The 25,909-nt window shown below is 56.0% G+C and carries 27 protein-coding genes; 15 read left to right on the forward strand and 12 right to left on the reverse strand.

Translation table 11 applies throughout. The annotated features are described in order from the left end of the window. Positions 1-215: 215 nt before the first annotated feature. A complete protein-coding gene (gene orn / locus IM265_RS07385; RefSeq protein WP_028015247.1) occupies positions 216-761 on the reverse strand; it encodes an oligoribonuclease in 546 nt (181 codons plus the stop codon). A gap of 107 nt (positions 762-868) precedes the next feature. Between orn and rsgA the strand changes: the two genes are divergently transcribed. From rsgA to mscM, 3 genes are all read left to right on the forward strand, one after another. Further along, positions 869-1,921 (forward strand): small ribosomal subunit biogenesis GTPase RsgA, encoded by a 1,053-nt coding sequence (rsgA, locus tag IM265_RS07390; RefSeq protein WP_032644955.1) that lies wholly within the window; start codon positions 869-871, stop codon positions 1,919-1,921. A gap of 97 nt (positions 1,922-2,018) precedes the next feature. Continuing rightward, the gene (gene asd, locus IM265_RS07395) at positions 2,019-2,987 is read left to right on the forward strand and encodes an archaetidylserine decarboxylase (RefSeq protein ID WP_028015245.1); all 969 of its coding nucleotides are present in this window, start codon (positions 2,019-2,021) and stop codon (positions 2,985-2,987) included. A gap of 19 nt (positions 2,988-3,006) precedes the next feature. Continuing rightward, positions 3,007-6,330 carry a miniconductance mechanosensitive channel MscM gene (gene mscM / locus IM265_RS07400; RefSeq protein WP_028015244.1) on the forward strand — a complete coding sequence of 1,108 codons (3,324 nt, stop codon included), beginning with the start codon at positions 3,007-3,009 and terminating at the stop codon, positions 6,328-6,330. Positions 6,331-6,367: 37 nt separating this feature from the next. Here mscM and yjeM read toward each other — a convergent pair whose 3' ends face one another. Both yjeM and epmA read right to left on the reverse strand, forming a co-directional pair. Next, positions 6,368-7,867: a glutamate/gamma-aminobutyrate family transporter YjeM gene (gene yjeM, locus IM265_RS07405; RefSeq protein ID WP_045261278.1), complete on the reverse strand. Its 1,500-nt coding sequence runs from the start codon at positions 7,865-7,867 to the stop codon at positions 6,368-6,370. Positions 7,868-8,065: 198 nt separating this feature from the next. Then, entirely contained in the window at positions 8,066-9,043 is a 978-nt protein-coding gene (epmA, locus tag IM265_RS07410; RefSeq protein ID WP_045261279.1) for an elongation factor P--(R)-beta-lysine ligase, read from the reverse strand. A 310-nt stretch (positions 9,044-9,353) separates the two neighbouring features. Here epmA and frdA point away from each other — a divergent pair, with 310 nt between their 5' ends. From frdA to frdD, 4 genes are read left to right on the forward strand one after another with little or no spacing between them, the layout of a single operon-like run. After that, a complete protein-coding gene (gene frdA / locus IM265_RS07415) occupies positions 9,354-11,144 on the forward strand; it encodes a fumarate reductase (quinol) flavoprotein subunit (protein WP_193030063.1) in 1,791 nt (596 codons plus the stop codon). Further along, the gene (locus tag IM265_RS07420; RefSeq protein WP_041911494.1) at positions 11,137-11,871 is read left to right on the forward strand and encodes a succinate dehydrogenase/fumarate reductase iron-sulfur subunit; all 735 of its coding nucleotides are present in this window, start codon (positions 11,137-11,139) and stop codon (positions 11,869-11,871) included. Before frdA ends, IM265_RS07420 begins: the two co-directional genes overlap by 8 nt. A 10-nt stretch (positions 11,872-11,881) precedes the next feature. Then, the gene (frdC, locus tag IM265_RS07425; protein WP_028015239.1) at positions 11,882-12,277 is read left to right on the forward strand and encodes a fumarate reductase subunit FrdC; all 396 of its coding nucleotides are present in this window, start codon (positions 11,882-11,884) and stop codon (positions 12,275-12,277) included. A gap of 10 nt (positions 12,278-12,287) precedes the next feature. Then, positions 12,288-12,647, forward strand: coding sequence for a fumarate reductase subunit FrdD (frdD, locus tag IM265_RS07430; RefSeq protein ID WP_000609653.1), 360 nt, complete (start codon positions 12,288-12,290; stop codon positions 12,645-12,647). Between the two features lie 29 nt (positions 12,648-12,676). Here frdD and ampR read toward each other — a convergent pair whose 3' ends face one another. Then, the gene (gene ampR, locus IM265_RS07435; RefSeq protein ID WP_060573542.1) at positions 12,677-13,552 is read right to left on the reverse strand and encodes a LysR family transcriptional regulator AmpR; all 876 of its coding nucleotides are present in this window, start codon (positions 13,550-13,552) and stop codon (positions 12,677-12,679) included. Between the two features lie 132 nt (positions 13,553-13,684). Here ampR and blaACT point away from each other — a divergent pair, with 132 nt between their 5' ends. Continuing rightward, the gene (gene blaACT / locus IM265_RS07440) at positions 13,685-14,830 is read left to right on the forward strand and encodes an ACT family cephalosporin-hydrolyzing class C beta-lactamase (RefSeq protein WP_193030061.1); all 1,146 of its coding nucleotides are present in this window, start codon (positions 13,685-13,687) and stop codon (positions 14,828-14,830) included. A 105-nt stretch (positions 14,831-14,935) separates the two neighbouring features. Then, the gene (locus IM265_RS07445) at positions 14,936-15,466 is read left to right on the forward strand and encodes a lipocalin family protein (RefSeq protein WP_028015236.1); all 531 of its coding nucleotides are present in this window, start codon (positions 14,936-14,938) and stop codon (positions 15,464-15,466) included. Here the strand turns inward: IM265_RS07445 and sugE are convergent. Next, entirely contained in the window at positions 15,463-15,780 is a 318-nt protein-coding gene (sugE, locus tag IM265_RS07450; protein WP_006178944.1) for a quaternary ammonium compound efflux SMR transporter SugE, read from the reverse strand. The genes IM265_RS07445 and sugE overlap by 4 nt on opposite strands. A gap of 259 nt (positions 15,781-16,039) precedes the next feature. On the opposite strand from sugE, the gene IM265_RS07455 reads away from it, so the two are divergent. After that, complete coding sequence (locus IM265_RS07455) at positions 16,040-16,639, forward strand: LuxR C-terminal-related transcriptional regulator (RefSeq protein WP_041911497.1); 600 nt, start codon at positions 16,040-16,042, stop codon at positions 16,637-16,639. A 40-nt stretch (positions 16,640-16,679) separates the two neighbouring features. On the opposite strand, the gene ecnB is transcribed toward IM265_RS07455, so the two are convergent. The 3 genes from ecnB to efp all read right to left on the reverse strand — a co-directional run bounded on the left by ecnB (position 16,680) and on the right by efp (position 17,691). Then, positions 16,680-16,826 (reverse strand): lipoprotein toxin entericidin B, encoded by a 147-nt coding sequence (gene ecnB, locus IM265_RS07460; RefSeq protein ID WP_003855942.1) that lies wholly within the window; start codon positions 16,824-16,826, stop codon positions 16,680-16,682. Positions 16,827-16,934: 108 nt separating this feature from the next. Then, entirely contained in the window at positions 16,935-17,066 is a 132-nt protein-coding gene (locus IM265_RS07465) for an entericidin A/B family lipoprotein (RefSeq protein ID WP_028015234.1), read from the reverse strand. Between the two features lie 58 nt (positions 17,067-17,124). Next, positions 17,125-17,691: an elongation factor P gene (efp, locus tag IM265_RS07470; RefSeq protein ID WP_003855940.1), complete on the reverse strand. Its 567-nt coding sequence runs from the start codon at positions 17,689-17,691 to the stop codon at positions 17,125-17,127. Positions 17,692-17,731: 40 nt separating this feature from the next. Between efp and epmB the strand changes: the two genes are divergently transcribed. Continuing rightward, the gene (gene epmB, locus IM265_RS07475; RefSeq protein WP_028015233.1) at positions 17,732-18,760 is read left to right on the forward strand and encodes an EF-P beta-lysylation protein EpmB; all 1,029 of its coding nucleotides are present in this window, start codon (positions 17,732-17,734) and stop codon (positions 18,758-18,760) included. Between the two features lie 64 nt (positions 18,761-18,824). On the opposite strand, the gene IM265_RS07480 is transcribed toward epmB, so the two are convergent. Next, entirely contained in the window at positions 18,825-19,178 is a 354-nt protein-coding gene (locus tag IM265_RS07480) for a DUF4156 domain-containing protein (RefSeq protein ID WP_014882205.1), read from the reverse strand. A 234-nt stretch (positions 19,179-19,412) separates the two neighbouring features. Between IM265_RS07480 and IM265_RS07485 the strand changes: the two genes are divergently transcribed. From IM265_RS07485 to iadA, 3 genes are read left to right on the forward strand one after another with little or no spacing between them, the layout of a single operon-like run. Next, entirely contained in the window at positions 19,413-20,078 is a 666-nt protein-coding gene (locus IM265_RS07485) for a nucleoside recognition domain-containing protein (protein WP_045261285.1), read from the forward strand. Then, positions 20,059-20,520, forward strand: a complete 462-nt coding sequence (locus IM265_RS07490) for a YjiG family protein (RefSeq protein WP_028015231.1) — start codon at positions 20,059-20,061, stop codon at positions 20,518-20,520. Before IM265_RS07485 ends, IM265_RS07490 begins: the two co-directional genes overlap by 20 nt. Before the next feature lie 10 nt (positions 20,521-20,530). Then, complete coding sequence (gene iadA, locus IM265_RS07495) at positions 20,531-21,694, forward strand: beta-aspartyl-peptidase (RefSeq protein WP_193030059.1); 1,164 nt, start codon at positions 20,531-20,533, stop codon at positions 21,692-21,694. Between the two features lie 64 nt (positions 21,695-21,758). Here the strand turns inward: iadA and groL are convergent, their stop codons facing one another. Then, positions 21,759-23,402, reverse strand: coding sequence for a chaperonin GroEL (gene groL / locus IM265_RS07500; protein ID WP_023310114.1), 1,644 nt, complete (start codon positions 23,400-23,402; stop codon positions 21,759-21,761). A gap of 31 nt (positions 23,403-23,433) precedes the next feature. Continuing rightward, positions 23,434-23,727, reverse strand: a complete 294-nt coding sequence (locus IM265_RS07505) for a co-chaperone GroES (RefSeq protein WP_003855929.1) — start codon at positions 23,725-23,727, stop codon at positions 23,434-23,436. A 178-nt stretch (positions 23,728-23,905) separates the two neighbouring features. On the opposite strand from IM265_RS07505, the gene yjeH reads away from it, so the two are divergent. Continuing rightward, positions 23,906-25,144 (forward strand): L-methionine/branched-chain amino acid transporter, encoded by a 1,239-nt coding sequence (gene yjeH / locus IM265_RS07510; RefSeq protein WP_193030057.1) that lies wholly within the window; start codon positions 23,906-23,908, stop codon positions 25,142-25,144. A 31-nt stretch (positions 25,145-25,175) separates the two neighbouring features. On the opposite strand, the gene IM265_RS07515 is transcribed toward yjeH, so the two are convergent. Further along, on the reverse strand, positions 25,176-25,640 hold the full coding sequence (locus IM265_RS07515; RefSeq protein ID WP_049138514.1) for an FxsA family protein: 465 nt from the start codon (positions 25,638-25,640) through the stop codon (positions 25,176-25,178). Positions 25,641-25,909: the final 269 nt, after the last annotated feature.

Below are 25,909 nucleotides of genomic sequence, written 5' to 3' on the forward strand. Positions count from 1 at the left end.
CCAACTGAGCTATTCCCGCAAATCTGTACTGCTTTTGTTGCTGTCGTAACGTGTAATTCTCTGTCGTTACGGGAGGCGCATTATACGAGAAATCCTTTTAGCTGCAACCCCCCTTAAAGTGATTTTTTCGAAATTCAGTTCAAGTGCTTATTTAATCGGCAAGCTGAACAATTTAACGACAAAAACCCGGCCACGCAAGGTGCCGGATCTCAAAATCACAGCTTAATAAAGTTTTCGCGGTAGTACGCGAGTTCCGCCACGGACTCGCGGATATCGTCCATCGCCTGGTGCGTACCCTGTTTTTTAAAGCCGTCCAGAATTTCAGGTTTCCAGCGCCGCGCCAGCTCTTTCAGGGTGCTCACGTCCAGATAGCGGTAATGGAAGTAAGACTCCAGCTCCGGCATGTACTTGAAGAGGAAACGGCGATCCTGACCGATGCTGTTCCCGCAGATCGGCGATTTACCCGCTGGTACCCACTGCTTCAGAAATTCGAGCGTCGCCAGTTCCGCTTCGCGATCGCCCAGCGTGCTCGCCTTCACGCGCTCGACAAGACCGCTGCCGGTGTGGGTACGCACGTTCCACTCATCCATCAGCGCAAGCTGGTCGTCGGACTGATGCACCGCAATCGTTGGCCCTTCGGCAAGGATATTCAGGTTGGCATCGGTCACCAGAGTTGCAATCTCAATAATGCGATCGCGCTCGGGATCCAGCCCGGTCATTTCGAGATCGATCCAAATCAGGTTGTTTTCATCCGCGCTCATGTTATTTTCCACCCTTCTCGCATAACCGGCAGTAGCAGGTTAACTAGTATTAATTAGAGTGTATCATAGAGGTTTTGCCCCTTACGGGCGACCAGGAGCCAGTGCGATTGAGTAAAAATAAACTCTCCAAAGGGCAGCAGCGCCGCGTGAATGCCAATCATCAGCGCCGTCTTAAAACCACTTCGGAGAAGGTCGATTACGACGACAACCTGTTTGGCGAACCAACGGAAGGCGTAGTTATCAGCCGTTTCGGTATGCACGCCGACGTGGAATCCGCCGATGGCGAAATCCACCGCTGTAACATTCGCCGGACCATTCGTTCTCTGGTGACCGGCGACCGCGTCGTCTGGCGACCGGGTAAAGAGGCGGCAGAGGGCGTTACGGTAAAAGGTATCGTTGAAGCGGTCCATGAGCGTACGTCCGTGTTAACCCGTCCCGATTTTTACGACGGGGTGAAGCCGATTGCCGCCAACATTAACCAGATTGTCATCGTATCGGCGATTTTGCCCGAACTTTCGCTCAATATTATCGACCGATACCTTGTCGCCTGTGAAACGCTGCAGGTTGAACCGATTATCGTGCTGAACAAAATCGATCTGCTGGATGACGAAGGCATGGCTTTCGTTAATGAGCAGATGGATATCTACCGCAAGATTGGCTACCGCGTTCTGATGGTGTCCAGCTACACCAAAGACGGACTGAAACCGCTGGAAGAGGCGCTTACCGATCGCATCAGCATCTTTGCGGGTCAGTCCGGCGTAGGGAAATCGAGCCTGCTAAACAACCTTCTCGGCCTCCAGCAGGAGATCCTCACTAACGATGTGTCTGACGTCTCGGGCCTCGGCCAGCATACCACCACCGCCTCACGTCTCTATCATTTCCCTCACGGCGGCGATGTGATCGACTCACCGGGCGTGCGTGAATTCGGTTTATGGCATCTTGAGCCGGAACAAATCTTTAATGGATTTGTCGAATTCCATGATTATTTAGGCGCTTGCAAATACCGCGACTGCAAACACGATAACGATCCAGGCTGCGCTATCCGCGAAGCGGTTGAGAAAGGTGAAATCGCGGAGACCCGCTTCGAGAATTACCACCGCATTCTTGAGAGCATGGATCAGGTAAAAACGCGTAAAAACTTTTCTGATTCTGATAACTGACAACTAAGCTAAGCATCGCTAAAATCGTCCCCTTTTTTCAGGTTCCGGCGGCTTACTGCCGGATCAGGAACGACAAAACAATGGCCTGGAGGCTACCTTGTTAAACGCATTTAAACTTTCGCTTCAATACATTCTGCCAAAACTGTGGCTCACTCGCCTGGCGGGCTGGGGCGCAAGCAAACGCGCGGGCTGGCTGACCAAACTGGTCATCGACCTTTTCGTTAAGTATTACAAGGTCGACATGAAAGAAGCGCAGAAGCCGGACACCGCCAGCTACCGCACGTTCAACGAGTTTTTCGTGCGCCCGCTGCGCGACGAAGTGCGCCCGCTGAACACCGACCCTAACGTCCTGGTGATGCCAGCAGACGGCGTGATCAGCCAGTTGGGTAACATCGAAGACGACAAAATCCTGCAGGCGAAGGGCCATAACTACAGCCTGGAAGCGCTGCTGGCGGGCAATTACCTGATGGCGGACCTGTTCCGCAACGGCACCTTTGCCACCACCTATCTGTCACCGCGCGACTACCACCGCGTACACATGCCGTGTAACGGTATCCTGCGTGAGATGATCTACGTGCCGGGCGATCTGTTCTCCGTGAACCACCTGACCGCGCAAAACGTACCGAACCTGTTTGCCCGTAACGAACGTGTCATCTGCCTGTTCGATACTGAATTCGGCCCTATGGCGCAGATTCTGGTGGGCGCGACCATTGTCGGCAGCATCGAAACCGTCTGGGCTGGCACCATTACCCCGCCGCGTGAAGGCGTGATCAAGCGCTGGACGTGGCCTGCCGGTGAAGAAGAAGGCTCTGTCGCCCTGCTGAAAGGCCAGGAAATGGGTCGCTTCAAGCTGGGCTCTACCGTCATCAACCTGTTTGCGCCGGGCAAAGTGAAGCTGGCTGAGCAGCTCGAAAGCCTGTCGGTCACCAAACTGGGTCAGCCGCTGGCGGTCTCTACCGAAACCTTCGTGACGCCGGATGCAGAACCTGCTCCGCTGCCGCAAGAAGAGATCGACGCCGAGCACGACGCCAGCCCGCTGGTTGACGACAAAAAAGACGAAGGCTAACAACAGAAGGATCGCTGACGTGCGCCCGATTATCGTTCTACTGATGGCCTGGTGCCTCAGCATGGGGGCGTACGCAGCGACAGCCCCCGACGCCAAACAGATAACCCAGGAGCTGGAGCAGGCGAAAGCGGCTAAACCCGCTCAGCCAGAGACCGTTGAGTCACTCCAGTCCGCACTGAACGCGCTTGAAGAGCGGAAAGGCTCGCTTGAGCGCGCTCAGCAGTATCAGCAGGTTATCGACAACTTCCCTAAACTCTCGCAAACGCTGCGCGCGCAACTCGCTAATCTGCGCGATGAGCCGCGCGAAGTGCCGGAAGGCATGACCACCGACGCCCTGAACCAGGAAATCCTGCAGGTCAGCAGCCAGCTCCTGGAAAAGAGCCGCCAGGCTCAGCAGGAGCAGGAGCGAGCGCGTGAAATTGCCGACTCCCTCAGCCAGCTTCCGCAGCAGCAAACCGACGCCCGCCGCCAGCTTAACGACGTTGAGCGCCGCGTGGGTACGCAAAGCGGCAACACGCCGCAGGCTCAGGCGCAAAATCTGGGTCTGCAGGCGGAATCTGCCCGTCTGAAGGCCCTTGTGGATGAGCTGGAGCTGGCGCAGCTTTCCGCCAACAACCGCCAGGAGCTGGCGCGGATGCGCTCTGAACTCGCTCAGAAGCAGAGCGAGCAGCTGGATGCGTACCTTCAGGCCCTGCGTAATTTGCTTAACAGCCAGCGCCAGCGCGAAGCCGAGCGAGCGCTTGAAAGCACCGAGCTGCTGGCGGAAAACAGCGCCAATCTGCCGGAAGGTATCGTCGATCAGTTTAAGGTCAACCGCGAGCTTTCTGCCGCCCTGAATCAGCAGGCGCAGCGTATGGATCTGGTTGCCTCCCAGCAGCGTCAGGCGACGAATCAAACCCTGCAGGTGCGCCAGGCGCTCAACACCCTGCGCGAGCAGTCCCAGTGGCTCGGGTCATCAAACCTGCTGGGCGAAGCGTTACGCGCCCAGGTCGCGCGCCTGCCGGAAATGCCGAAACCGCAGCAGCTGGATACCGAGATGGCCCAGCTGCGCGTGCAGCGACTGCACTTTGAAGATCTTCTCAATAAGCAGCCGCAAATACGCCAGATCCGTCAGGCTGACGGACAACCTCTGACCAGCGAGCAAAACCGTATTCTGGAAGCCCAGCTGCGCACCCAGCGCGAACTGCTGAACTCCCTGCTGCAGGGCGGGGATACGCTGATTCTGGAACTGACTAAACTCAAGGTCTCTAACAGCCAGCTGGAAGACGCGCTGAAAGAGGTGAACGAGGCTACGCACCGTTATCTCTTCTGGACATCCGACGTACGTCCAATGACCTTCTCGTGGCCAATTGAGATTGTTCAGGATCTGCGCCGCCTGATTTCGCTCGACACCTTTAGCCAGCTCGGACAGGCCAGCGTGATGATGCTGACCAGTAAAGAGACGATTTTCCCGCTGCTTGGCGCGTTGGTTCTGGTGGGCTTCAGCATTTATTCGCGCAGACATTTCACCCGCTTCCTGGAGCGTTCCAGCGCGCGGGTGGGGAAAGTCACTCAGGATCACTTCTGGCTGACGCTGCGCACCGTGTTCTGGTCGATTCTCGTCGCCTCTCCGCTACCGGTGCTGTGGATGACGCTTGGCTATGGCCTTCGGGAAGCCTGGCCCTATCCGCTCGCGGTCGCCATTGGCGATGGTGTCACCGCCACGGTACCGTTGCTGTGGGTGGTGATGATTTGCGCGACGTTCGCGCGGCCTAACGGCCTGTTCATCGCCCACTTTGGCTGGCCTCGTAACCGCGTGGCGCGCGCCATGCGCTATTACCTGATGAGCATCGGGCTGATTGTGCCGCTGATAATGGCGCTGATCATGTTTGATAATCTCAACGACCGGGAATTCTCAGGCTCGCTGGGCCGCCTCTGCTTTATGCTGATCTGCGGCGCGCTGGCCATCGTCACGCTCAGCCTGAAACGCGCGGGGATACCGCTCTATCTGGATAAATCCGGCAGCGGCGACAACATGTTCAACCGGCTGCTCTGGAACCTGCTGCTGAGCGCTCCTCTGATTGCGATGCTGGCAGCGGCGGTAGGTTACCTGGCAACCTCGCAGGCGCTGCTGGCGCGACTGGAAACGTCGGTGGCGATCTGGTTCCTGCTGCTGGTGGTGTATCACGTGATCCGTCGCGGGATGCTGATCCAGCGCCGCCGTCTGGCCTTTGACCGCGCCAAGCATCGCCGGGCAGAGATCCTCGCTCAGCGTGCCCGTGGCGAGGAAGAACCAACCCATGTCAACAGCACGGAAGGCACGATGGATGCGGACGAGGTCGAACTGGATCTGGATGCCATCAGTACCCAGTCTCTGCGCCTGGTGCGCTCCCTCCTGATGCTGATTGCCCTTCTGTCGGTGATCTTCCTGTGGTCGGAAATTCATTCCGCGTTTGGCTTCCTGGAGAACATCTCTCTGTGGGACGTGACGTCCACGGTGCAGGGCGTTGAAAGCCTGGAGCCGATCACCTTAGGCGCGGTGCTGATTGCGATTCTGGTGCTGATCATCACCACCCAGCTGGTGCGTAACTTCCCGGCACTGCTGGAGCTGGCGCTGCTGCAGCATCTGGATTTAACCCCCGGCACGGGATACGCCATTACGACCATTACGAAATACCTGATACTGCTGTTTGGTGGAATGGTCGGGTTCTCAATGATTGGTATTGAGTGGTCTAAACTGCAGTGGCTGGTGGCCGCGCTGACGTTTGGCCTTGGCTTTGGCATGCAGGAGATTTTCGCTAACTTTGTATCCGGCCTGATCATCCTGTTTGAAAAGCCGATTCGCATTGGCGATACGGTGACGATCCGCGATCTGACCGGGAGCGTAACGAAGATCAACACCCGCGCCACCACGATCAGCGACTGGGACCGTAAAGAGATCATCGTGCCGAACAAGGCATTTATTACCGAGCAGTTTATCAACTGGTCCCTGTCGGACTCCGTTACGCGCGTGGTGCTGACGGTACCGGCACCGTCGGATGCCAACAGTGAAGAGGTCACGCAGATCCTCTACACCGCCGCTGAACGCTGTACGCTGGTGCTCGATAACCCTGCGCCGGAAGTATTCCTGGTTGATCTACAGCAGGGGATCCAGATTTTCGAGTTGCGTATCTACGCCGCCGAAATGGGACACCGCATGCCGCTGCGCCATGAGATCCACCAGCTGATTCTGGCGGGCTTCCGCGAGCATGGTATTGATATGCCGTTCCCACCGTTCCAGATGCGTCTGGAAAGCATGGACGGACGCAAGATGGGTAAAACGCTCACGTCGGCGGCAAGATCGCGCCCGGCGGGAAGTCTGTAATCGTTCTCCCCTCCCTTTCGGGAGGGGCATTTTACCGCTACGCCACTTCCGTGACGTACGCCATTGAGCGCCGGCGGTAATTCTCATAAATCCCCATCGCCAGCAGCGAGAAGAAGACTGGCCCACCGACCATCCACAGCGCGCTGTTCCAGTCGTTCGCCTCAACCACGGGCTGAATAACGGTAAAGATGTTGGCAAACGCCACGACCAGCACCACCACCGTGGTCGCCAGCAGCGTTGCCGCGCGGGTTTTGAAGATCACAAACGGACGCTCAAGATCCCGCTTCGCCTTAAAGAACGGGAACGCCAGCGTCAGGAACAGGTACGGCAACGTCATCGACACGTTCGCCATCAGGGTCAGCTTGTTATAGAACGCAGACGCGGTATCACCGCCAAATGACACCAGCAGAATGAACACGCACACCAGCAGACACTGCATCCACATGGCGTTGGCAGGCATGCCTGCGGTATTGAGCTGCGTCATGCGTGCCGGCCACAGCGCCTTTGGCGTACCCTGGATGATTGCTTTCAGCGGCGAATAGATTAGCGTGAAGAACGCGCCGGTATAGGCAAGGAACATCGACAGGCCGGTAATGCGCGCAAACCAGATCCCCAGGGTGGCCGATGCTTCCGGCGTCAGGTGCATGGCGTTACCCAGCGTCATACCCAGGCTTTTCATCAGCACGTAGGTGATGTTCCCGAGGTTAGTGGTATTGTTACTCAACACCTGCTGCCAGTTAGTGCTAACGCCCCAGAGGAAAATCGCCAGCGAATAGCCGATGGAAATCACGATGGCGGCAAAAATAATCCCTTTGGCAAAGTTTTTTTCCGGGTTCTCGGTCTTATCGACCAGCCCACCTACCGCTTCAATACCGCCGTAGGCAAAAATGGCAAATACCACGAAGGAGAGCATGGCCAGCCCGGACTGATAGCCCGGATTAGGCGATGAAACGAAGTTCACCTCCTGCGCGAAGTGTCCGCCGTTCAGGCACAGAATGGCAATACTCACCAGCAGCAGCACCAGGTTCAGGCACATCACGGAAATACCGCCAACGGCGGTGATACGGGCAATTTTGTTGATGCCTTTTGACGCCACCAGCGTCACCACCACCATCCAGCACACCGCCAGAATCCCGACCACCTGCGTGGAGCTCAGCCCGGCTAAAGACCAGACCTGCGTTTTATCCGCGCCGAAAAGAAACGTGGAGAACGGCACCCAGACTTTGGCCGCCGTGCTGACCATCCAGACGACGTAGGAGGAGAACCACATAAACGTGCCGATAAACGCGTAGCGCGGGCCGATGCTGTTGTTCATCCATGAATAGATACCGCCCTCTTCTTTCCGGTAAGCCGAGCCCATCTCCGCCATCATCAGCGCAAACGGGATAAAGAAGAACAGAGCAGAAACGATATAAAACGGCGTCGCGCTGTAGCCCATCAGATAGAAAGCCGACGGGCTGTTGGCAAAGCCAAAAACTGACGTAAAAATCATCAGAATGAGCCCGGTGAGGGTCATCTTTTTGAGTGACTGGGACATATAACCATCCGAAGAGGAATTAAACTGCGCGGATGGTAGCAGATGACCAGACTAATATTGTGGCTATACGAGGCAATTTAAGAAAAAGACCCGTGTACAGAGAAAATGGCAGTTTTTAATGTTGCGGAGAAGAAATGGAAAGGAATATTGCCACAGATACTATATGCCGGGTAAGCGACAGCGCCACCCGGCCATGCTTTAGGCGCGATCGACCGTAAAGGCAATCACATCGCCCAGCTGCTCGGCGCCCAGCGCCAGCATCACCAGACGGTCTACGCCCAGCGCCACGCCGGAGCAATCTGGCAGACCCGCCTTTAACGCTTCCAGCAGGTTGGTATCGATCGGCTGCTGCGGCAGACCGCGCGCGGCGCGTTTGCGGTTATCCTGTTCGAAACGTTGCGCCTGCTCGCGCGCGTCGGTCAGTTCGTGGAAGCCGTTCGCCAGCTCAATACCTTTGTAATAGACCTCAAAACGTTCCGCCACGCGGTGGTCTTCGGTGCTGATCTGCGCCAGAGACGCCTGGCTTGCCGGGAAGTGATAGACAAACGTCGGGCGATCTTTGCCAATCTGCGGTTCCACGCCGAAGGTGAACAGCAGCTGCAGCAGCGTGTCGCGATCCTCTTCGGTATCCGCCACGTTGCTCAGATCCAGTTTTGCCGCCACTTCACGCAGCTGAGCTTTGTCCGCCGACAGCGGATCGATTTCCAGATGGCGCTGGAAGGCCTGCTGATAGGAGAGCGTTTCGGCTTCTGAGCAGTCCAGTACCTGCTGCAGCAGATCGTCCACCTCATTCATCAGGCGGTACATATCATAGTGCGGGCGGTACCACTCCAGCATGGTGAATTCCGGGTTGTGGTGACGCCCCATCTCTTCATTACGGAAGCTGCGGCACAGCTGATACACCGGACCACACCCCGCCGCCAGCAGGCGCTTCATGTGGTATTCCGGGCTGGTCATCAGATACAGATTCATGCCCTGGGAGTGGCCTGGGCCAACAAAACGGGTTTCAAACGGGACCAGATGAATATCCGTTACCGTTGCCTGACTCATGCACGGGGTTTCCACCTCCAGGACGCCGCGGTCGGCAAAGAAACGGCGGATCTCCGTCATAATTGCGGCGCGTTTTAACAGATTTGGGATGGATGCGCTCGGCTGCCAGGTGGCCGTTTCGCTCATGAGTTTTTCTCCGATTTCAGACAAGGGCACGAAGTCTACTCGTTAGCAGTGGCAGAGACAAATTTTGCGCAGTAAAAACGCGTATTTCATTTATGTGGATTATTTTGTGATGCAATTCATCAATCACGATGATAAATCACCGCACAGAACAGCAAAAAAATCGAACACGTCAAATTTCCCTCACAACTACGCGGTTATACTGTTATACCCATAAAGGAGCAGTGGAATCGCTTCCGCAATCGCCCGTTCGGGCAGGTGAACTTCCTTTAGTTCATCGCATTGCGGGAAAACAAAAATCTGGAGGAATGTCGTGCAAACTTTTCAAGCCGATCTTGCCGTAATAGGCGCTGGCGGGGCTGGATTACGCGCTGCAATTGCTGCGGCACAAGCCACCCCGAATGCTAAAATCGCATTGATTTCAAAAGTCTATCCGATGCGCAGCCACACGGTGGCAGCAGAAGGAGGATCCGCCGCCGTCGCGCAGGATCATGACAGCTTCGAATACCATTTCCACGACACGGTTGCAGGGGGCGACTGGCTTTGCGAGCAGGATGTCGTTGACTACTTTGTTCACCATTGCCCCACGGAAATGACCCAGCTTGAACAGTGGGGATGTCCGTGGAGCCGCCGCCCGGACGGCAGCGTTAACGTCCGCCGCTTCGGTGGCATGAAAATCGAACGCACCTGGTTCGCCGCCGATAAGACCGGCTTCCACATGCTGCACACCCTCTTCCAGACCTCCCTTCAGTTCCCACAAATTCAGCGCTTCGATGAACATTTTGTCCTCGACATTCTGGTCGACGACGGTCATGCACGTGGCCTGGTGGCGATGAATATGATGGAAGGCACGCTCGTCCAGATCCGCGCCAATGCGGTGGTGATGGCAACGGGCGGTGCGGGTCGCGTCTATCGCTACAACACCAACGGCGGCATCGTCACCGGCGACGGGATGGGCATGGCGCTGAGCCACGGCGTGCCGCTGCGCGATATGGAGTTTGTGCAGTATCACCCAACCGGCCTGCCGGGCTCCGGCATTTTGATGACGGAAGGCTGCCGCGGTGAAGGCGGTATTCTGGTCAACAAAAACGGCTACCGTTATCTGCAGGATTACGGCATGGGCCCGGAAACCCCGCTCGGCGAGCCGAAGAACAAATACATGGAGCTCGGCCCGCGCGACAAAGTTTCTCAGGCCTTCTGGCACGAGTGGCGCAAGGGCAACACCATCTCAACGCCGCGCGGCGACGTGGTCTATCTCGACCTGCGTCACCTGGGCGAGAAGAAACTGCTGGAGCGTCTGCCGTTTATCTGCGAACTGGCAAAAGCCTACGTGGGCGTCGACCCGGTGAAAGAGCCGATACCGGTACGCCCAACCGCGCACTACACCATGGGCGGGATTGAAACCGACCAGCAGTGTGAAACCCGCATTAAAGGGCTGTTCGCCGTGGGCGAGTGTTCCTCCGTCGGCCTGCACGGCGCCAACCGTCTGGGCTCTAACTCGCTGGCAGAGCTGGTCGTCTTTGGCCGCATGGCGGGCGAGCGCGCCATGGAGCGTGCGGCGACCGCAGGCGAAGCAAACGGTGCGGCGCTGGATGCGCAGGTCACAGACGTTGAAAAACGCCTGAAGGATCTGGTGAACCAGGAAGGCAACGAGAACTGGTCGAAGATCCGCGACGAGATGGGCCTGTCGATGGAAGAAGGCTGCGGTATCTACCGTACGCCGGAACTGATGCAGAAAACCGTCGACAAGCTGGCGGAGCTTCAGGAGCGCTTCAAGCGCGTGCGCATCACCGATACCTCCAGCGTCTTCAACACTGACCTGCTCTATACCATTGAGCTTGGCCACGGCCTGAACGTCGCGGAATGTATGGCGCACTCTGCGCTGGCGCGTAAAGAGTCTCGCGGCGCCCACCAGCGTCTGGACGAAGGCTGCACCGAACGTGACGACGTCAATTTCCTGAAACACACTCTCGCCTGGCGCGATGCGGATGGCACCACGCGTCTGGACTACAGCGACGTGAAAATCACCACGCTGCCACCAGCGAAACGCGTGTATGGCGCAGAAGCAGAAGCCGCCGAGAAGAAGGAGAAGGCGAATGGCTGAGATGCAAAAATTGAAAGTTGAAGTGGTGCGCTACAATCCGGAAGTGGATACCGCCCCCCACAGCGCTTTCTACGAAGTGCCTTATGACGAGCAAACCTCCCTCCTGGATGCGCTCGGCTATATCAAAGACAACCTGGCGCCGGACCTGAGCTACCGCTGGTCCTGCCGCATGGCGATCTGCGGCTCCTGCGGCATGATGGTCAACAAGGTGCCGAAGCTGGCCTGTAAAACCTTCCTGCGTGACTACACCAAAGGCATTAAGGTTGAAGCGCTGGGCAACTTCCCGATTGAGCGCGATCTGGTGGTCGATATGACCCACTTTATCGAAAGCCTGGAAGCGATTAAGCCGTACATCATCGGCAACCCGCGCACGCCGGACCAGGGTCCTAACACCCAGACGCCGGCGCAGATGGCGAAATACCATCAATTCTCCGGCTGCATCAACTGCGGCCTGTGTTACGCCGCCTGTCCTCAGTTTGGCCTGAACCCGGAGTTCATCGGCCCGGCCGCCATTACCCTGGCGCACCGCTATAACGAAGACAGCCGCGACCACGGCAAAAAAGAACGTATGGCGCAGCTAAACGGCCAGAACGGCGTCTGGACCTGTACGTTTGTGGGCTACTGCTCCGAAGTCTGTCCGAAGCACGTCGACCCGGCCGCCGCAATTCAGCAGGGTAAAGTGGAAAGCTCGAAAGACTTTCTTATCGCTACCCTGAAACCACGCTAAGGAGTGCATGATGACGACTAAACGCAAAGCCTACGTGCGGCCTGTGCCGTCCACCTGGTGGAAAAACCTGCCGTTTTATCGCTTCTATATGCTGCGTGAAGGCACGGCGGTACCGGCGGTCTGGTTCAGCCTTGAGTTAATGTATGGCGTTTTTGCCCTTAAACACGGGCCGGAAACCTGGGCGAACTTTGTCGGTTTCCTGCAAAACCCAATCATCGTGGTTCTGAACCTGATCGCGCTCGCGGCGGCGCTACTTCATACCAAAACCTGGTTTGAACTGGCGCCAAAAGCGGCAAATATCATCATTAAAGACGAAAAAATGGGGCCGGAGCCAGTCATTAAAGGGCTATGGGCAGTGACGATCCTGGTCACGGTTGTCATTCTGTTTGTCGCACTGTTCTGGTAAGGAGACTACTGTGATCAATCCAAATCCAAAACGTTCAGACGAGCCGGTCTTCTGGGGCCTGTTTGGCGCAGGCGGCATGTGGAGTGCCATCATCGCCCCGGTGATCATCTTGCTGGTCGGCATTATGCTGCCGCTGGGGCTGTTCCCGGGCGATGCGCTGAGCTACGAGCGCGTGCTGGCGTTTGCGAGCAGCTTTATTGGCCGCGTGTTCATCTTCCTGATGATCGTCCTGCCGCTGTGGTGCGGCCTGCACCGCATTCACCATGCGATGCATGACCTGAAAATCCATGTGCCGAGCGGTAAATGGGTGTTCTACGGGCTGGCAACCATCCTGACCGTGGTGACGCTGATTGCCGTGGTCACTATCTGACGCTTCTGGCCCGCCATCCGGCGGGCCTTTTATTTCTGCATCTTTCCCACCAGCCACTGGGCAAATTCACGCATTGCGGACGTTTCAGCCCGCGACTGCAGTCTCGTTAACCAGTAACTGCCCAGATCAATTTGCGTTGTAAACGGCTGCACGATGCGCTCGCTGTTCAGCAAATGGGTAAACATATCGACAGGCGCAATGGCAATGCCCATACCTGCCTGTGCGGCTTCCAGCATGGTGACAGAAGAATCAAACACCATCACCCGGTGCGTTGGCGACGGAGGATGCTCGCCTGCCGCCTGCATCCACGCCGACCATTCGTCGCGTCGGTAAGAGCGCAGCAGGGTAAACTTCAGGATGTCGGCCGGAGACTGGAGCACGGCGGCGATTTCGGGCGAGCAAAGCGGCGCCAGAGGCGCAGGGCACAGGAACTGCGCCTCGGTGCCGTGCCACGCACCACCGCCGTAGCGGATCGTATAATCAAGCCCTTCAGCAGCCGGATCGACGCGGTTGTTATGGGTGGAAAGGTGAAGATCGATATGCGGATAACAGCGGCGAAAGTCCGCGAGCTGAGAGAACAGGATACCCGTGGCGAAAGTCCCTACTACGCCAATTTTTAGCTTCTCCTGAGCGCGCTGGCTGGCAAAGCGATCCAGCATTCCGGCGATACGATCGAATGAATCATTCAGCACCGGCAGCAGATTTTCCCCCTCGGTTGTCAGCATCAGGCCGCGCGAGACGCGGACAAACAGCTGGCAATTCAGATGCTGCTCCAGCGCCTTAACGTGCTGGCTGATGGCGGAATGAGTGACGTTCAGCTCTATCGCGGCATGCGTAAAACTGAGGTGCCGGGCGGCCGCTTCGAAGGCGCGAAGCGAATTAAGCGGAAGATAGCTGCGGGTCATTGCTCCATCCGTTAGAAAAATTAACAGCTCATGCTAAATTTAACCGTTTGTCAGCCATAGTCAAATCCAACAGACTACAGCGGTCTGCCGGGCCCGGACACTCCCTTGACCTGCTATTATGGAAGATAATTGATGATGAAAAAATTCCTTTGCTGCGCCCTGCTGCTCAGCACATCCTGCTCTGTACTCGCCGCGCCGATGTCGGAAAAACAGCTGGCTGACGTGGTAGAACGCAACGTTACGCCCCTGATGAAAGCGCAGGGTATTCCAGGCATGGCGGTGGCCGTGATTTATCAGGGCCAGCCACACTACTTTACCTTTGGAAAGGCCGATATCGCGGCGAACAAACCCGTCACCCCGCAAACCCTGTTCGAGCTGGGCTCTATAAGTAAAACCTTCACCGGCGTGCTGGGGGGCGATGCTATTGCCCGCGGCGAAATTTCGCTGGGCGATCCGGTAACCAAATATTGGCCTGATCTGACCGGCAAGCAGTGGCAAGGGATTCGCATGCTGGATCTGGCAACCTACACCGCCGGTGGCCTGCCTTTACAGGTGCCCGATGAGGTCACAGATAACGCTTCCCTGCTGCGCTTCTATCAAAACTGGCAGCCTCAGTGGAAGCCGGGCACAACGCGTCTTTACGCCAACTCCAGCATCGGTCTTTTTGGCGCGCTGGCGGTCAAACCTTCCGGCATGAGCTATGAGCAGGCCATGACGACGCGGGTCTTTAAGCCGCTCAAGCTGGATCATACCTGGATTAACGTTCCGAAAGCGGAGGAGACGCATTACGCCTGGGGATATCGTGACGGTAAAGCGGTCCACGTTTCACCGGGCATGCTGGAGGCAGAGGCATATGGCGTGAAAACCAACGTGCAGGATATGGCGAGCTGGGTGATGGCCAATATGGCCCCTGACGCACTGCAGGATACGTCCCTGAAGCAAGGCATTACGCTGGCGCAGTCTCGCTACTGGCGCGTGGGTGCCATGTATCAGGGGTTAGGTTGGGAGATGCTTAACTGGCCGGTCGATGCCAAAACCGTCGTCGGAGGCAGTGATAACAAGGTGGCGCTGGCACCGTTGCCTGCGAGAGAAGTGAATCCACCCGTTCCCCCGGTTAAGGCCTCATGGGTGCACAAAACGGGCTCCACCGGCGGGTTTGGCAGCTACGTGGCCTTTATTCCTGAAAAGCAGCTCGGCATTGTGATGCTGGCGAATAAAAGCTATCCGAACCCGGCGCGAGTTGAGGCGGCATACCGTATCCTCGACGCGCTGCAGTAAAACATTGCCGGGTAGCGCTGCGCTTACCCGGCGAAACACACCGCACAAAAACCACATTTTCCTTGCCGTCATCTACACTTAACAAAAAACAGTAAGGAAACTCCTATGCGCATTTTGCCTGTTATCGCCGCGGTGACAGCCGCGTTTTTAGTGGTGGCCTGCAGTTCCCCTACCCCACCTCCTGGCGTTACCGTCGTCACGCCTTTTGATGCACAACGCTTCCTTGGAACATGGTATGAAATCGCGCGCCTCGACCATCGGTTTGAGCAGGGCTTAGAGAAGGTTACTGCTAATTACAGCCCAATGGATGATGGCGGTATTCAGGTGATCAACCGAGGCTATAATCCCGATCGTGAGATGTGGCAGCAGTCGGTCGGGAAAGCCTACTTCACTGGCGACCCGCGACGGGCCGCGCTCAAAGTTTCTTTCTTCGGCCCGTTTTATGGCGGCTATAACGTGATAGCGCTCGACAGAGAGTACCGTCACGCGCTGGTCTGCGGGCCGGATCGCGACTATCTGTGGATACTTTCCCGCACGCCAACTATTTCGTCAGAAATGAAACAGCAGATGCTGGACGTCGCGACCCGACAGGGGTTTGATGTGTCGAAACTTATTTGGGTAAAACAGCCCCGTTAATGGGTACTGAGCTTCAGCCCAATGATACCGGCAACAATCAGAGCGAGGCTGGCGATGCGCGCCAGGCTCGCTGACTCACCCAGCAGCAGAATGCCGGTAATCGCCGCGCCTACGGCACCGATCCCCGTCCAGACGGCATAGGCCGTTCCCACGGGCAGAGAACGCATTGCCCACGATAGCAGAACAATGCTCACGATCATCGCCGTAACGGTAATAACGCTGGGCGTCAGGCGGGTAAATCCGTGGGTGTACTTGAGACCAATCGCCCATACCACTTCGAGCAGACCAGCAATAAAGAGAATAATCCAGGACATCTCGGGCTCCTTAACTTAAAAACAGTTGGGGCCGTCCCCGATGAAGGAAGCGCTTACGGGTCGTCCCGCAAGGCAGATAACACCCCATATTTTGGTTAGCGTGCGATTTTTTTTCAATCATTTTCTGATGAACGCGTTAAGCCCAGAAATAGCCGCAGTATGGCGCGGAGTTCAGGCATTTATAGCTCATCGGACTTCTCTATGATGATGTGCTTTCTGATGGCAGGAAGCCAAACCACTAGCCGACTGCGAATAAAATATGTTCAAGATTCTTTTGATTGACCGTTGTCACTTCACCCGCACCGGGTTTGAAGCATGGCTCAATCATTCCGGTTTGTTCCCGGGGCACTACGTTGTGACCGGGCTGAACAATCTATTCCTCGCCAGGGAGCACATTCTGCAATGGAAACCTGAGCTGGTCATCGCTGACCTGCATGGTTTCAGGCAGGATATTCACCATTTCCAGCAACTCTCTTCCTTGCTGAACGCCAGCGAAAAATTACCTTTTATTATGCTGCAATCGGGAGAGGACAAGGACCTGGCGACCTGGCTCGGGAACTTCCCGGTCTGGTCTTCGCTAATGAAAAATGCCCCTCTTGAGGAAATCGCGACGGTTATCAATGACGCGTTAATTTCGCGCGCAAGCACGTACCGCCCGACGGTGGCCGCCCCCTTGCTGACACGACAGGAGGAGAAAGTGTTGACGTTATGGATGGACGGCGCGAGCAACCAAAAGATAGCCGCTCACCTGAGCATTAACGGAAAAACGGTTTATACCTATAAACGCAATATCCGCATGAAGCTGCATATGGATACACGCTTTTCACCGTTTTTATCCCTGCAGGAAGCAGAGAATTGACGGTACGGTGAAACTCACATGCCGTACCGTCCATGCTTCATTAGTTCTGAGCTTTAGTTGCTGCACCAGAAATCGCGTTACCACCGTCGGAGATATCTTCCCCTACGCCGCGGGTGGTATTACATGCAGTCAACACGGAGGAAAGCACGAGGACAGAAAAGATCGCTGCAATTGTTTTCTTAACCATAATATCTTCCTTTTATAGCCAAAGTTGTTTTGTGTATAGCAACTTAAGAATAGACAAGATCCCGCCGATTGACGGAAAAGGAAGCAATTTTAGGAAAATTAGACGGACTTAGCTGGCTGCGTGAGAAATGATATGACCGAGGTCCTGGATATCTTCCCCCATGCCACGGGCGGTGTTACAGCCGGAAAGCAGTACGCTGGAGAGCGCTAACAGAAGCAGAATTTTAACGGTACGTTTCATCATCCCTGCCTGCAAAAATCAGGCGCAGCGGGCGCTGCGCCTCGAATCATGACGTAAATTACTTCACGCGGGATACGTATTCGCCGGAGCGAGTATCCACTTTGATCACTTCACCGATCTGTACGAACAGCGGTACTTTCACCACAGCGCCGGTGGAGAGCGTTGCTGGCTTGCCGCCAGTACCCGCGGTGTCACCTTTCAGACCTGGATCGGTTTCAACGATTTCCAGCTCAACAAAGTTTGGTGGGGTAACGGCGATAGGCTGGCCGTTCCACAGGGTCACGATGCACTCAGCCTGATCCAGCAGCCACTTCGCGTTATCGCCAATCGCTTTCGCATCAGCAGACAGCTGCTCGAAGGTTTCGTTGTTCATGAAGTGCCAGAACTCACCGTCGTTGTACAGGTAAGTCAGGTTCATATCGACAACATCAGCGCCTTCAGCGGAGTCAGTAGATTTGAAGGTTTTCTCAACACGGGTACCGGTCAGCAGGCGGCGCAGCTTAACGCGTGCGAATGCCTGGCCTTTACCTGGTTTAACGAATTCGCTGGCTTCAACCGCGTACGGTTCGCCGTCCATCATGATTTTAAGACCAGCACGAAAATCGTTGCTATAGTACGTTGCCATAAGGCCCTCTAAATTTGTTAACTGGTAGCTAAGCCACAAAATGGCGCATATTGTAACCCTAAACACCCCATCCAGAGAAGATTGGTTATCGCAACTTGCCGATGTAATCACCAGTCCTGATGAATTGCTGCGTCTTTTAGACCTCGATCAGCACCCGGAGTTGCTTGCTGGCCGTGAGGCAAAGCGACTTTTCGCCCTGCGTGTTCCCCGCGCGTTTGTTGCGCGCATGGAAAAAGGCAACCCTGACGATCCTTTATTAAAACAAACCCTTACGTCGCAGGATGAGTTTATTACAGCGCCGGGCTACAGCACCGATCCGCTGGAAGAGCAAAACAGCGTGGTGCCGGGTTTACTGCACAAATATCTCAATCGCGCCCTGCTGCTGGTAAAAGGCGGCTGTGCGGTAAATTGTCGTTACTGCTTCCGTCGGCACTTCCCGTATGCCGAAAACCAGGGAAATAAGCGCAACTGGCAGGTTGCGCTGGACTATATCGCCGCCCATCCAGAGCTGGATGAGATTATTTTTTCCGGCGGTGACCCGCTGATGGCAAAAGATCATGAACTGGACTGGCTTTTGACGCAGCTTGAAGCCATCCCGCACATTAAGCGTCTGCGCATTCACAGCCGTTTACCGATCGTCATCCCGGCGCGTATAACCGACGCCCTGGTCACGCGCCTGGAGCAGTCACGTCTACAGGTGCTGCTGGTAAACCATATCAACCACGCGAACGAGATCGACGATGAATTTCGCGCGGCAATGGCGCGTCTGCGTAAGGCGGGCGTGACGCTGCTCAACCAGAGCGTATTGTTGCGCGGTGTGAACGACAGCGCCCGGGTGCTGGCCGATCTCAGCAATGCCTTGTTTGACGCAGGCGTGATGCCCTATTACCTGCACGTACTGGATCGCGTGCAGGGCGCGGCGCATTTCATGGTGACGGATGAAGAAGCCCGACAGATTATGCGCGAGCTGTTAACGCTGGTTTCAGGTTATATGGTGCCGAAGCTGGCACGCGAGATTGGCGGAGAGCCGAGTAAGACGCCGCTGGATTTGCAACTGCGGCAGCGCTAAAAGGCAGGTGGCGCTACGCTTACCTGCCCTACGAGGTGGGGCGCAGCGCCATCAGCAAGTAAACTCAGTTCGGGCACTTATAGACCTGGCCGCTCATCTGGCTGGCCGTTGGCACGAAGCTGGAGAGCATTCCTTGCGTCGGGCTGCTCACGCCGTAAATCACGTTCCCCCCCATTGCAGCAGCCTGGTTACGCAGGGCATTCGCCGCGCCGCGCATAGAGCCACCTTCTTCACCATGCTGACCCGACATCCAGTTACTTTGTTCACCGGTGGCCGTGCCTAACAGCTGGCATTCGCTGCCTGGCTTATCTTCCACAAAGCGAACGCCCTGGCCCGCTGCCGACAGTTCATTGCTGGAGCTACAACCCGCCAGCAGCAACGCTGCTCCTACGATCCCTGCACAGACTTTTACGCGCATGTTATTCCTCGTTTTCAATAAGCTGGACAGTAATTGTCCGTGTGTAAATCTTATACCTAAAAGATGACTAAAAGAAAAATCCCCGCGCATTTCTGCGAGCCGGATTCCGTACATCACTCCTCCGACATCTTAAATGAATTCTGATAATGCCCTTTGGGATATCGTGTTTTAGCCCTCGATCGTTTTTAGTGTTGCGACGTACAACTTTTGTACGCGATTAAAACAGGGGGTTTCATGAGTGCATCATCCTCAGGAGAGGAAAAGGTAACATGGGTGGGCTATCTGGCGTTTGTGCTCACCATCGTATTTTTCTCAGGCTTTTTCGCCAAAAGTACCGAATGGTGGCGCGTGCTGGATTTTACCGTCCTAAACGGCAGCTTCGGTCCAGTGAACGGCGCGCTAACGTTTCGCGGTGAGGGCGGCACGGGGGCGAAAGACGGTTTCTTATTTGCCCTTGAACTGGCGCCTTCGGTCATTTTATCGCTCGGGATCATTGCCGTCACCGAGGGGCTGGGCGGGCTGCGTGCCGCGCAACAGCTGATGACGCCCATTTTGCGCCCACTGCTTGGCGTACCGGGCGTCTGCTCTCTGGCCCTCATCGCCAACCTGCAAAATACCGATGCCGCAGCAGGGATGACCAAAGAGTTGACCGACGAAGGGGCTATTACCGATCGCGAGCGCGCCATTTTCGCCACCTTCCAGACCAGCGGTAGCGCCATCATTACCAACTATTTTTCTTCCGGCGCCGCACTCTTCACGTTTATTACCGTCCCGGTAATCACGCCGCTGGCCGTCATACTGATGTTTAAATTTGTTGGCGCGAACCTCCTGCGTCTGTGGATCGCTCACATGGAAGACCGTCGTATTCAGGAGGAAAAAAATGATCGCCCAGCCGCGTAAAAATATCATGGACATGTTTATCGATGGCGCCCGCCGAGGCTTTACCATCGCCACCACCAGCCTGCTGCCGAACGTGGTTATGGCGTTTGTCATCATTCAGGCGCTCAAGGTGACCGGCCTGCTGGATATTGTTGGCAATATTTGCGAGCCAATTATGGCCCTGTGGGGGCTTCCGGGCGCGGCGGCAACGGTCCTGCTGGCCTCGGTGATGAGTATGGGCGGCGGCGTGGGGGTTTGCGCCAGCCTGGTGGCTGCCGGCACGCTCAACGGCCACGATGCCACCGTTCTGCTGCCCGCCATCTATCTGATGGGCAATCCGGTGCAAAACACCGGCCGCTGCCTGGGCACCGCAGGCGTTAACCCGAAGTATTATCCACACATCATTACCGTCTGCGTCATTAACGCCCTGCTCTCAATGTGGGTAATGCAGCTACTCTTCTGAGGAGATAAAAATGGATTTTTCAGTGCTGGAACCCCATCTTTTCCGCAATGTGCACCTTTACGCGCCGGAGGATCAGGGACGTTGCGATCTGCTGATCGCCGGGGGAAAAATCGTCGCGATTGAAAAAACGGATCGCGCAGCAATGCGGCTTAACTGTCCTGAAACCGATCTCGCCGGGGCGGTGGTTTGCCCGGGCTTTATCGATCAGCACGTACACCTGATCGGCGGCGGCGGTGAAGCCGGTCCGCACACCCGGACGCCGGAGGTACGGTTGTCCGCGCTGGTGGCGGCGGGCATCACCTCCGTTGTTGGCCTGCTGGGTACCGACGGCGTGACCCGCCATCCCGAATCTCTGCTGGCAAAAACGCGGGCGCTTGAGCATGAAGGGATCAGCGCGTGGATGCTGACAGGCGCGTATGGGCTGCCTTCTCCGACGATTACCGGCAGCATCGAAAAGGATGTGGCGCTGATTGATAAAATCATCGGCGTGAAATGCGCGATTTCCGACCATCGCTCTTCCGCACCAGCGGATGACCAGCTCGCGAATATGGCCGCCCAGTCGCGCGTCGGCGGGCTGCTGGGCGCCAAAGCGGGCATATCCGTGTTTCATCTCGGCAACAGCCCGAAGCTGCTGGAGCCACTGCTTAACATCCTGAAAAACGCCGACGTGCCACGCACGAAGCTGCTGCCAACCCACGTTAACCGCGACCAGGCGCTGTTCCTCGCCGCGCTGGATTATGCCCGTGATGGGGGCTATATCGACATCACCACCAGCATTCGTGAGCCCATTGATGCCGCCACCGCCATCGCGACGGCCCGTGAATCGCAGGTGCCGTTTAACCGGCTTACGCTCAGCTCGGACGGTAACGGCAGCCAACCGAATTTTGACGCGAACGGTAATCTGGTGGGCATTGGCGTAGCCGGGTTCGAATCTCTGCCTCAGACGCTGCAGCAACTGGTCAGCCGGTATCACCTGCCGCTGGAGGAGGCGCTTCTGCCGTTTACGCGTAACGTAGCGGAGTTTCTCGGGCTGGAGCATAAGGGGCGGCTCGCGCCCGGATGCGATGCCGATTTCCTGGTGCTGACGGATGACCTGAAGATCCGCGAGGTCTGGGCGAAAGGCCGCCAGATGGTGTGCGAAGGCGCAGCATGCGTGAAGGGAACATTTGAGTAGCAGCAATAAAAAACCCCGGACATTTCTGCCCGGGGTTCGTTCTGAGAGGTTCAGAACAACATAATTACATCATGCCGCCCATTCCACCCATGCCGCCCATACCAGCAGCACCTAAGTCAGGCGCGTCGCCTTTTGGCAGGTCGGTTACCATGCACTCGGTCGTGATCATCAGGCCAGCTACAGATGCCGCGTACTGCAGAGCAGAACGGGTCACTTTAGTTGGGTCCAGGATACCGAAGTCGATCATATTGCCGTATTCTTCAGTTGCCGCGTTGTAACCGTAGTTACCTTCGCCCGCTTTCACGTTGTTCGCAACCACAGACGGCTCTTCACCGGCGTTGGACACGATCTGACGCAGAGGAGCTTCCATTGCACGCAGCGCAACTTTGATACCCACGTTCTGGTCTTCGTTCTGAGCGGTCAGGCCAGCCAGCTTAGCGGCTACACGCACCAGCGCAACACCACCACCAGCAACTACGCCTTCTTCTACCGCAGCACGGGTCGCGTGCAGGGCATCGTCAACGCGTGCTTTCTTCTCTTTCATTTCAACTTCGGTCGCCGCACCCACTTTGATTACCGCAACGCCGCCAGCCAGTTTCGCTACGCGCTCCTGCAGTTTTTCACGGTCGTAATCGGAAGTGGCTTCTTCGATCTGCTTACGGATCTGACCAACACGGCCCTGAATAGCGGCTTCTTCACCCACACCGTCGATGATGGTGGTGGTGTCTTTGTTGATCACAACGCGTTTCGCCTGGCCCAGGTCTTCCAGGGTCGCTTTTTCCAGCTCCATACCGATCTCTTCGGAGATCACGGTACCACCGGTCAGGGTAGCGATATCCTGCAGCATTGCTTTACGGCGATCGCCGAAGCCAGGTGCTTTAACCGCAGCCACTTTCACGATGCCACGCATGGTGTTAACCACCAGGGTCGCCAGCGCTTCGCCTTCAACATCTTCAGCGATGATAACCAGCGGCTTGCCTGCTTTCGCAACGGCTTCCAGCACTGGCAGCATTTCACGGATGTTGGAGATTTTCTTGTCAGCCAGCAGGATGAACGGGCTTTCCAGCTCAACAGCGCCAGTTTCTGGCTTGTTGATGAAGTATGGGGACAGGTAACCGCGGTCGAACTGCATACCTTCAACCACGTCCAGTTCGTCTTCCAGACCGGTACCGTCTTCAACGGTGATCACGCCTTCTTTACCGACTTTATCCATCGCTTCAGCGATCAGTTTACCTACGGTTTCGTCGGAGTTAGCGGAGATAGTACCAACCTGAGCAATGGCTTTAGAGTCAGAGCACGGTACGGACAGCGCTTTCAGTTCTTCAACAGCGGATGCGACAGCTTTGTCGATACCACGTTTCAGATCCATTGGGTTCATGCCCGCAGCAACGGCTTTCAGGCCTTCAGTGATGATAGCCTGCGCCAGTACGGTCGCGGTGGTGGTACCGTCGCCTGCAGCGTCGTTCGCTTTAGAGGCAACTTCTTTCACCATCTGCGCGCCCATGTTTTCGAACTTGTCTTCCAGCTCGATTTCACGTGCAACGGAAACACCATCTTTGGTGATGGTTGGCGCGCCGAAGGATTTATCCAGCACTACGTTACGGCCTTTCGGGCCCAGGGTCACTTTAACTGCATCTGCCAGTACGTTTACGCCGCGGAGCATTTTTACACGAGCGTCGTTACCGAATTTTACGTCTTTAGCTGCCATGTTCTTATTTCCTCAAATTCTCGTGCGTAAATTACGCTTCAACAATTGCCAGAATGTCGCTCTCGGACATGATCAACACTTCTTCATTGTCGATCTTCTCGGATTTCACGCCGTAGCCATCGTTGAAAATTACGATGTCACCAACTTTAACGTCCAGCGGCTGCACAGTTCCGTTTTCCAGGATGCGGCCCTTACCGACAGCGATGATTTCGCCACGCGTTGATTTGGCTGCTGCAGAACCGGTCAGAACGATGCCGCCAGCAGACTTGGTTTCAACTTCTTTACGTTTGACGATCACACGATCATGTAACGGACGAATACTCATTGATAGCTCTCCTTTGAGAAAGTCATTATCAGTTATGGATGACGCCGGCCCGCATGCGGTTTTCCGACTAGTGCCCTGAGAGATGGGGATAGCTTTTTACCCCTTCAAGGGGGAATCGAAAAAAAATTTGCGAAAGTGTTACCATCCACTCTCTTTTGATGGTGGCAGGGCAAGGTAAATGAGTGGACTCAGGCAGGAGCTGGGGCTGGCGCAGGGCGTTGGCCTGCTTTCAACCTCCTTGTTAGGTACCGGCGTGTTTGCCGTACCGGCACTGGCGGCGCTGGTCGCCGGAAATAACAGTCTTTGGGCATGGCCGGTGCTGATCCTGCTGGTGTTCCCGGTGGCGATTGTGTTTGCCATACTCGGGCGGCACTTCCCCAGCGCGGGCGGCGTGGCGCATTTTGTCGGCATGGCGTTTGGTCCGCGCATGGAGCGCGTAACCGGCTGGCTGTTTTTGTCGGTAATACCCGTTGGCCTTCCGGCAGCCCTGCATATCGCCACCGGCTTTGGACAGGCGCTGTTTGGCTGGCACGATGAGCAACTGCTGCTGGCTGAACTGGGTACGCTGGCGATCGTCTGGTGGGTGGGCTCGCGCGGAGCCAGTTCAAGCGCGAATCTGCAAACGCTGGTTGCAGCATTGATCGTCGTGCTGATCGTCGCCATCTGGTTTGCGGGTAACATTACCGTAGCAGATATCCCCTTCCCTGTGATAAACGATATCGACCATTCACAGCTTTTCGCTGCGTTATCCGTCATGTTCTGGTGTTTTGTTGGCCTTGAAGCGTTCGCTCACCTGGCATCCGAGTTTAAACAGCCCGAGCGTGATTTTCCCCGCGCTCTGATGATTGGTTTACTGCTGGCGGGCACCGTATATTGGGCCTGTACCGTGCTGGTGCTGCACTTCAACGCGTTCGGCGAAGATAAAGCCGCCGCCGCATCGCTACCGGGTATCGTGGTTAAACTTTTCGGCGTGAAGGCGCTATGGGTGGCCTGTGTGATTGGCTATCTCGCCTGCTTTGCCAGCCTCAACATTTATATCCAGAGCTTCGCCCGTCTGGTGTGGTCACAGGCGCGCTACAAACCTGAGAGCCGCCTCGCGCGGTTGTCTAAACGTCAACTCCCTATGAATGCGCTGAATGCCGTGCTGGGCTGCTGCGTCCTGAGCTCGCTGGGTATTTATCTTCTCGATATCAACCTCGATGCTCTAATTATCTACGCCAACGGTATTTTCATCATGATCTACCTGCTGTGCATGCTGGCGGGCTGTCGTCTGCTGAAAGGTCGCTATAAAGCACTGGCGGTCGTCGGGGGCGTGCTGTGCCTGCTGCTACTGGCGATGGTGGGATGGAAGAGTATGTACGCCATCGTCATGCTGGCGGGGCTGTGGGCGTTTTTACCGAAGCGGAAAAATCCGTAGGCCCGGTAAGCGAAGCCACCGGGCAAAAAAATTATCGATCGTCTTTATGGTCTAAACGGTCGCGCTGTTCATCCTTGCGCTGATACTCCCCTTCGAAGGTATCCCCTGGCCCTGTGCTGAACCCGCCGCCCGGCATGCGCCTGAAGCGCAGGTGCGGCAGCAGCTTCATGGTCAGGTGCTTCTGCACCGGCGGCAACAGCAACAGCAGGCCGAGGAAGTCGGTGAAGAACCCCGGCAGGATCAGCAGCAGGCCAGCAATAATCAGCGACACGCTTTTGATCATCTCTTCTGCCGGGCTTTCGCCTGCGGCCATTTTCTGCTGCATTATCAGGAAATTTTTGAAACCCTGATTACGCACCAGCGACATGCCGATGACGGAGGTGAAGATCACCAGAATCAGCGTCAGCAGGACGCCCAGCACATGAGCTACCTGAATGAAAATAGAAATCTCAATGTAAACATAGAGAAAGAAAGCAATAAACGGTATCCAGCGCACTGGCATCTCCTGTGTGGCAGGTGCCATCTGGCCCCTGTCTGAATGTGTTCGCGTCACGCGTCTGTAAGAGATGGAGACGGTTAGCCAAAATTCAATCGGTTTGCACGGATATTTTTTTCGGAAATATTAAAGCGGTGACACATTTCACAGATTAATAATTATCATGGAATCGGGTCGATAATAAGTGATCCAGCTTACGGCAATTCGCTATCATCAGCATATGATCTCGAACATCTGGCCGATTGAGGGAATAATCGTCGGTCAGAAAA

It is taken from the genome of Enterobacter cloacae complex sp. P17RS (assembly GCF_014895885.1).
GTDB classification, from domain to species: domain Bacteria; phylum Pseudomonadota; class Gammaproteobacteria; order Enterobacterales; family Enterobacteriaceae; genus Enterobacter; species Enterobacter bugandensis.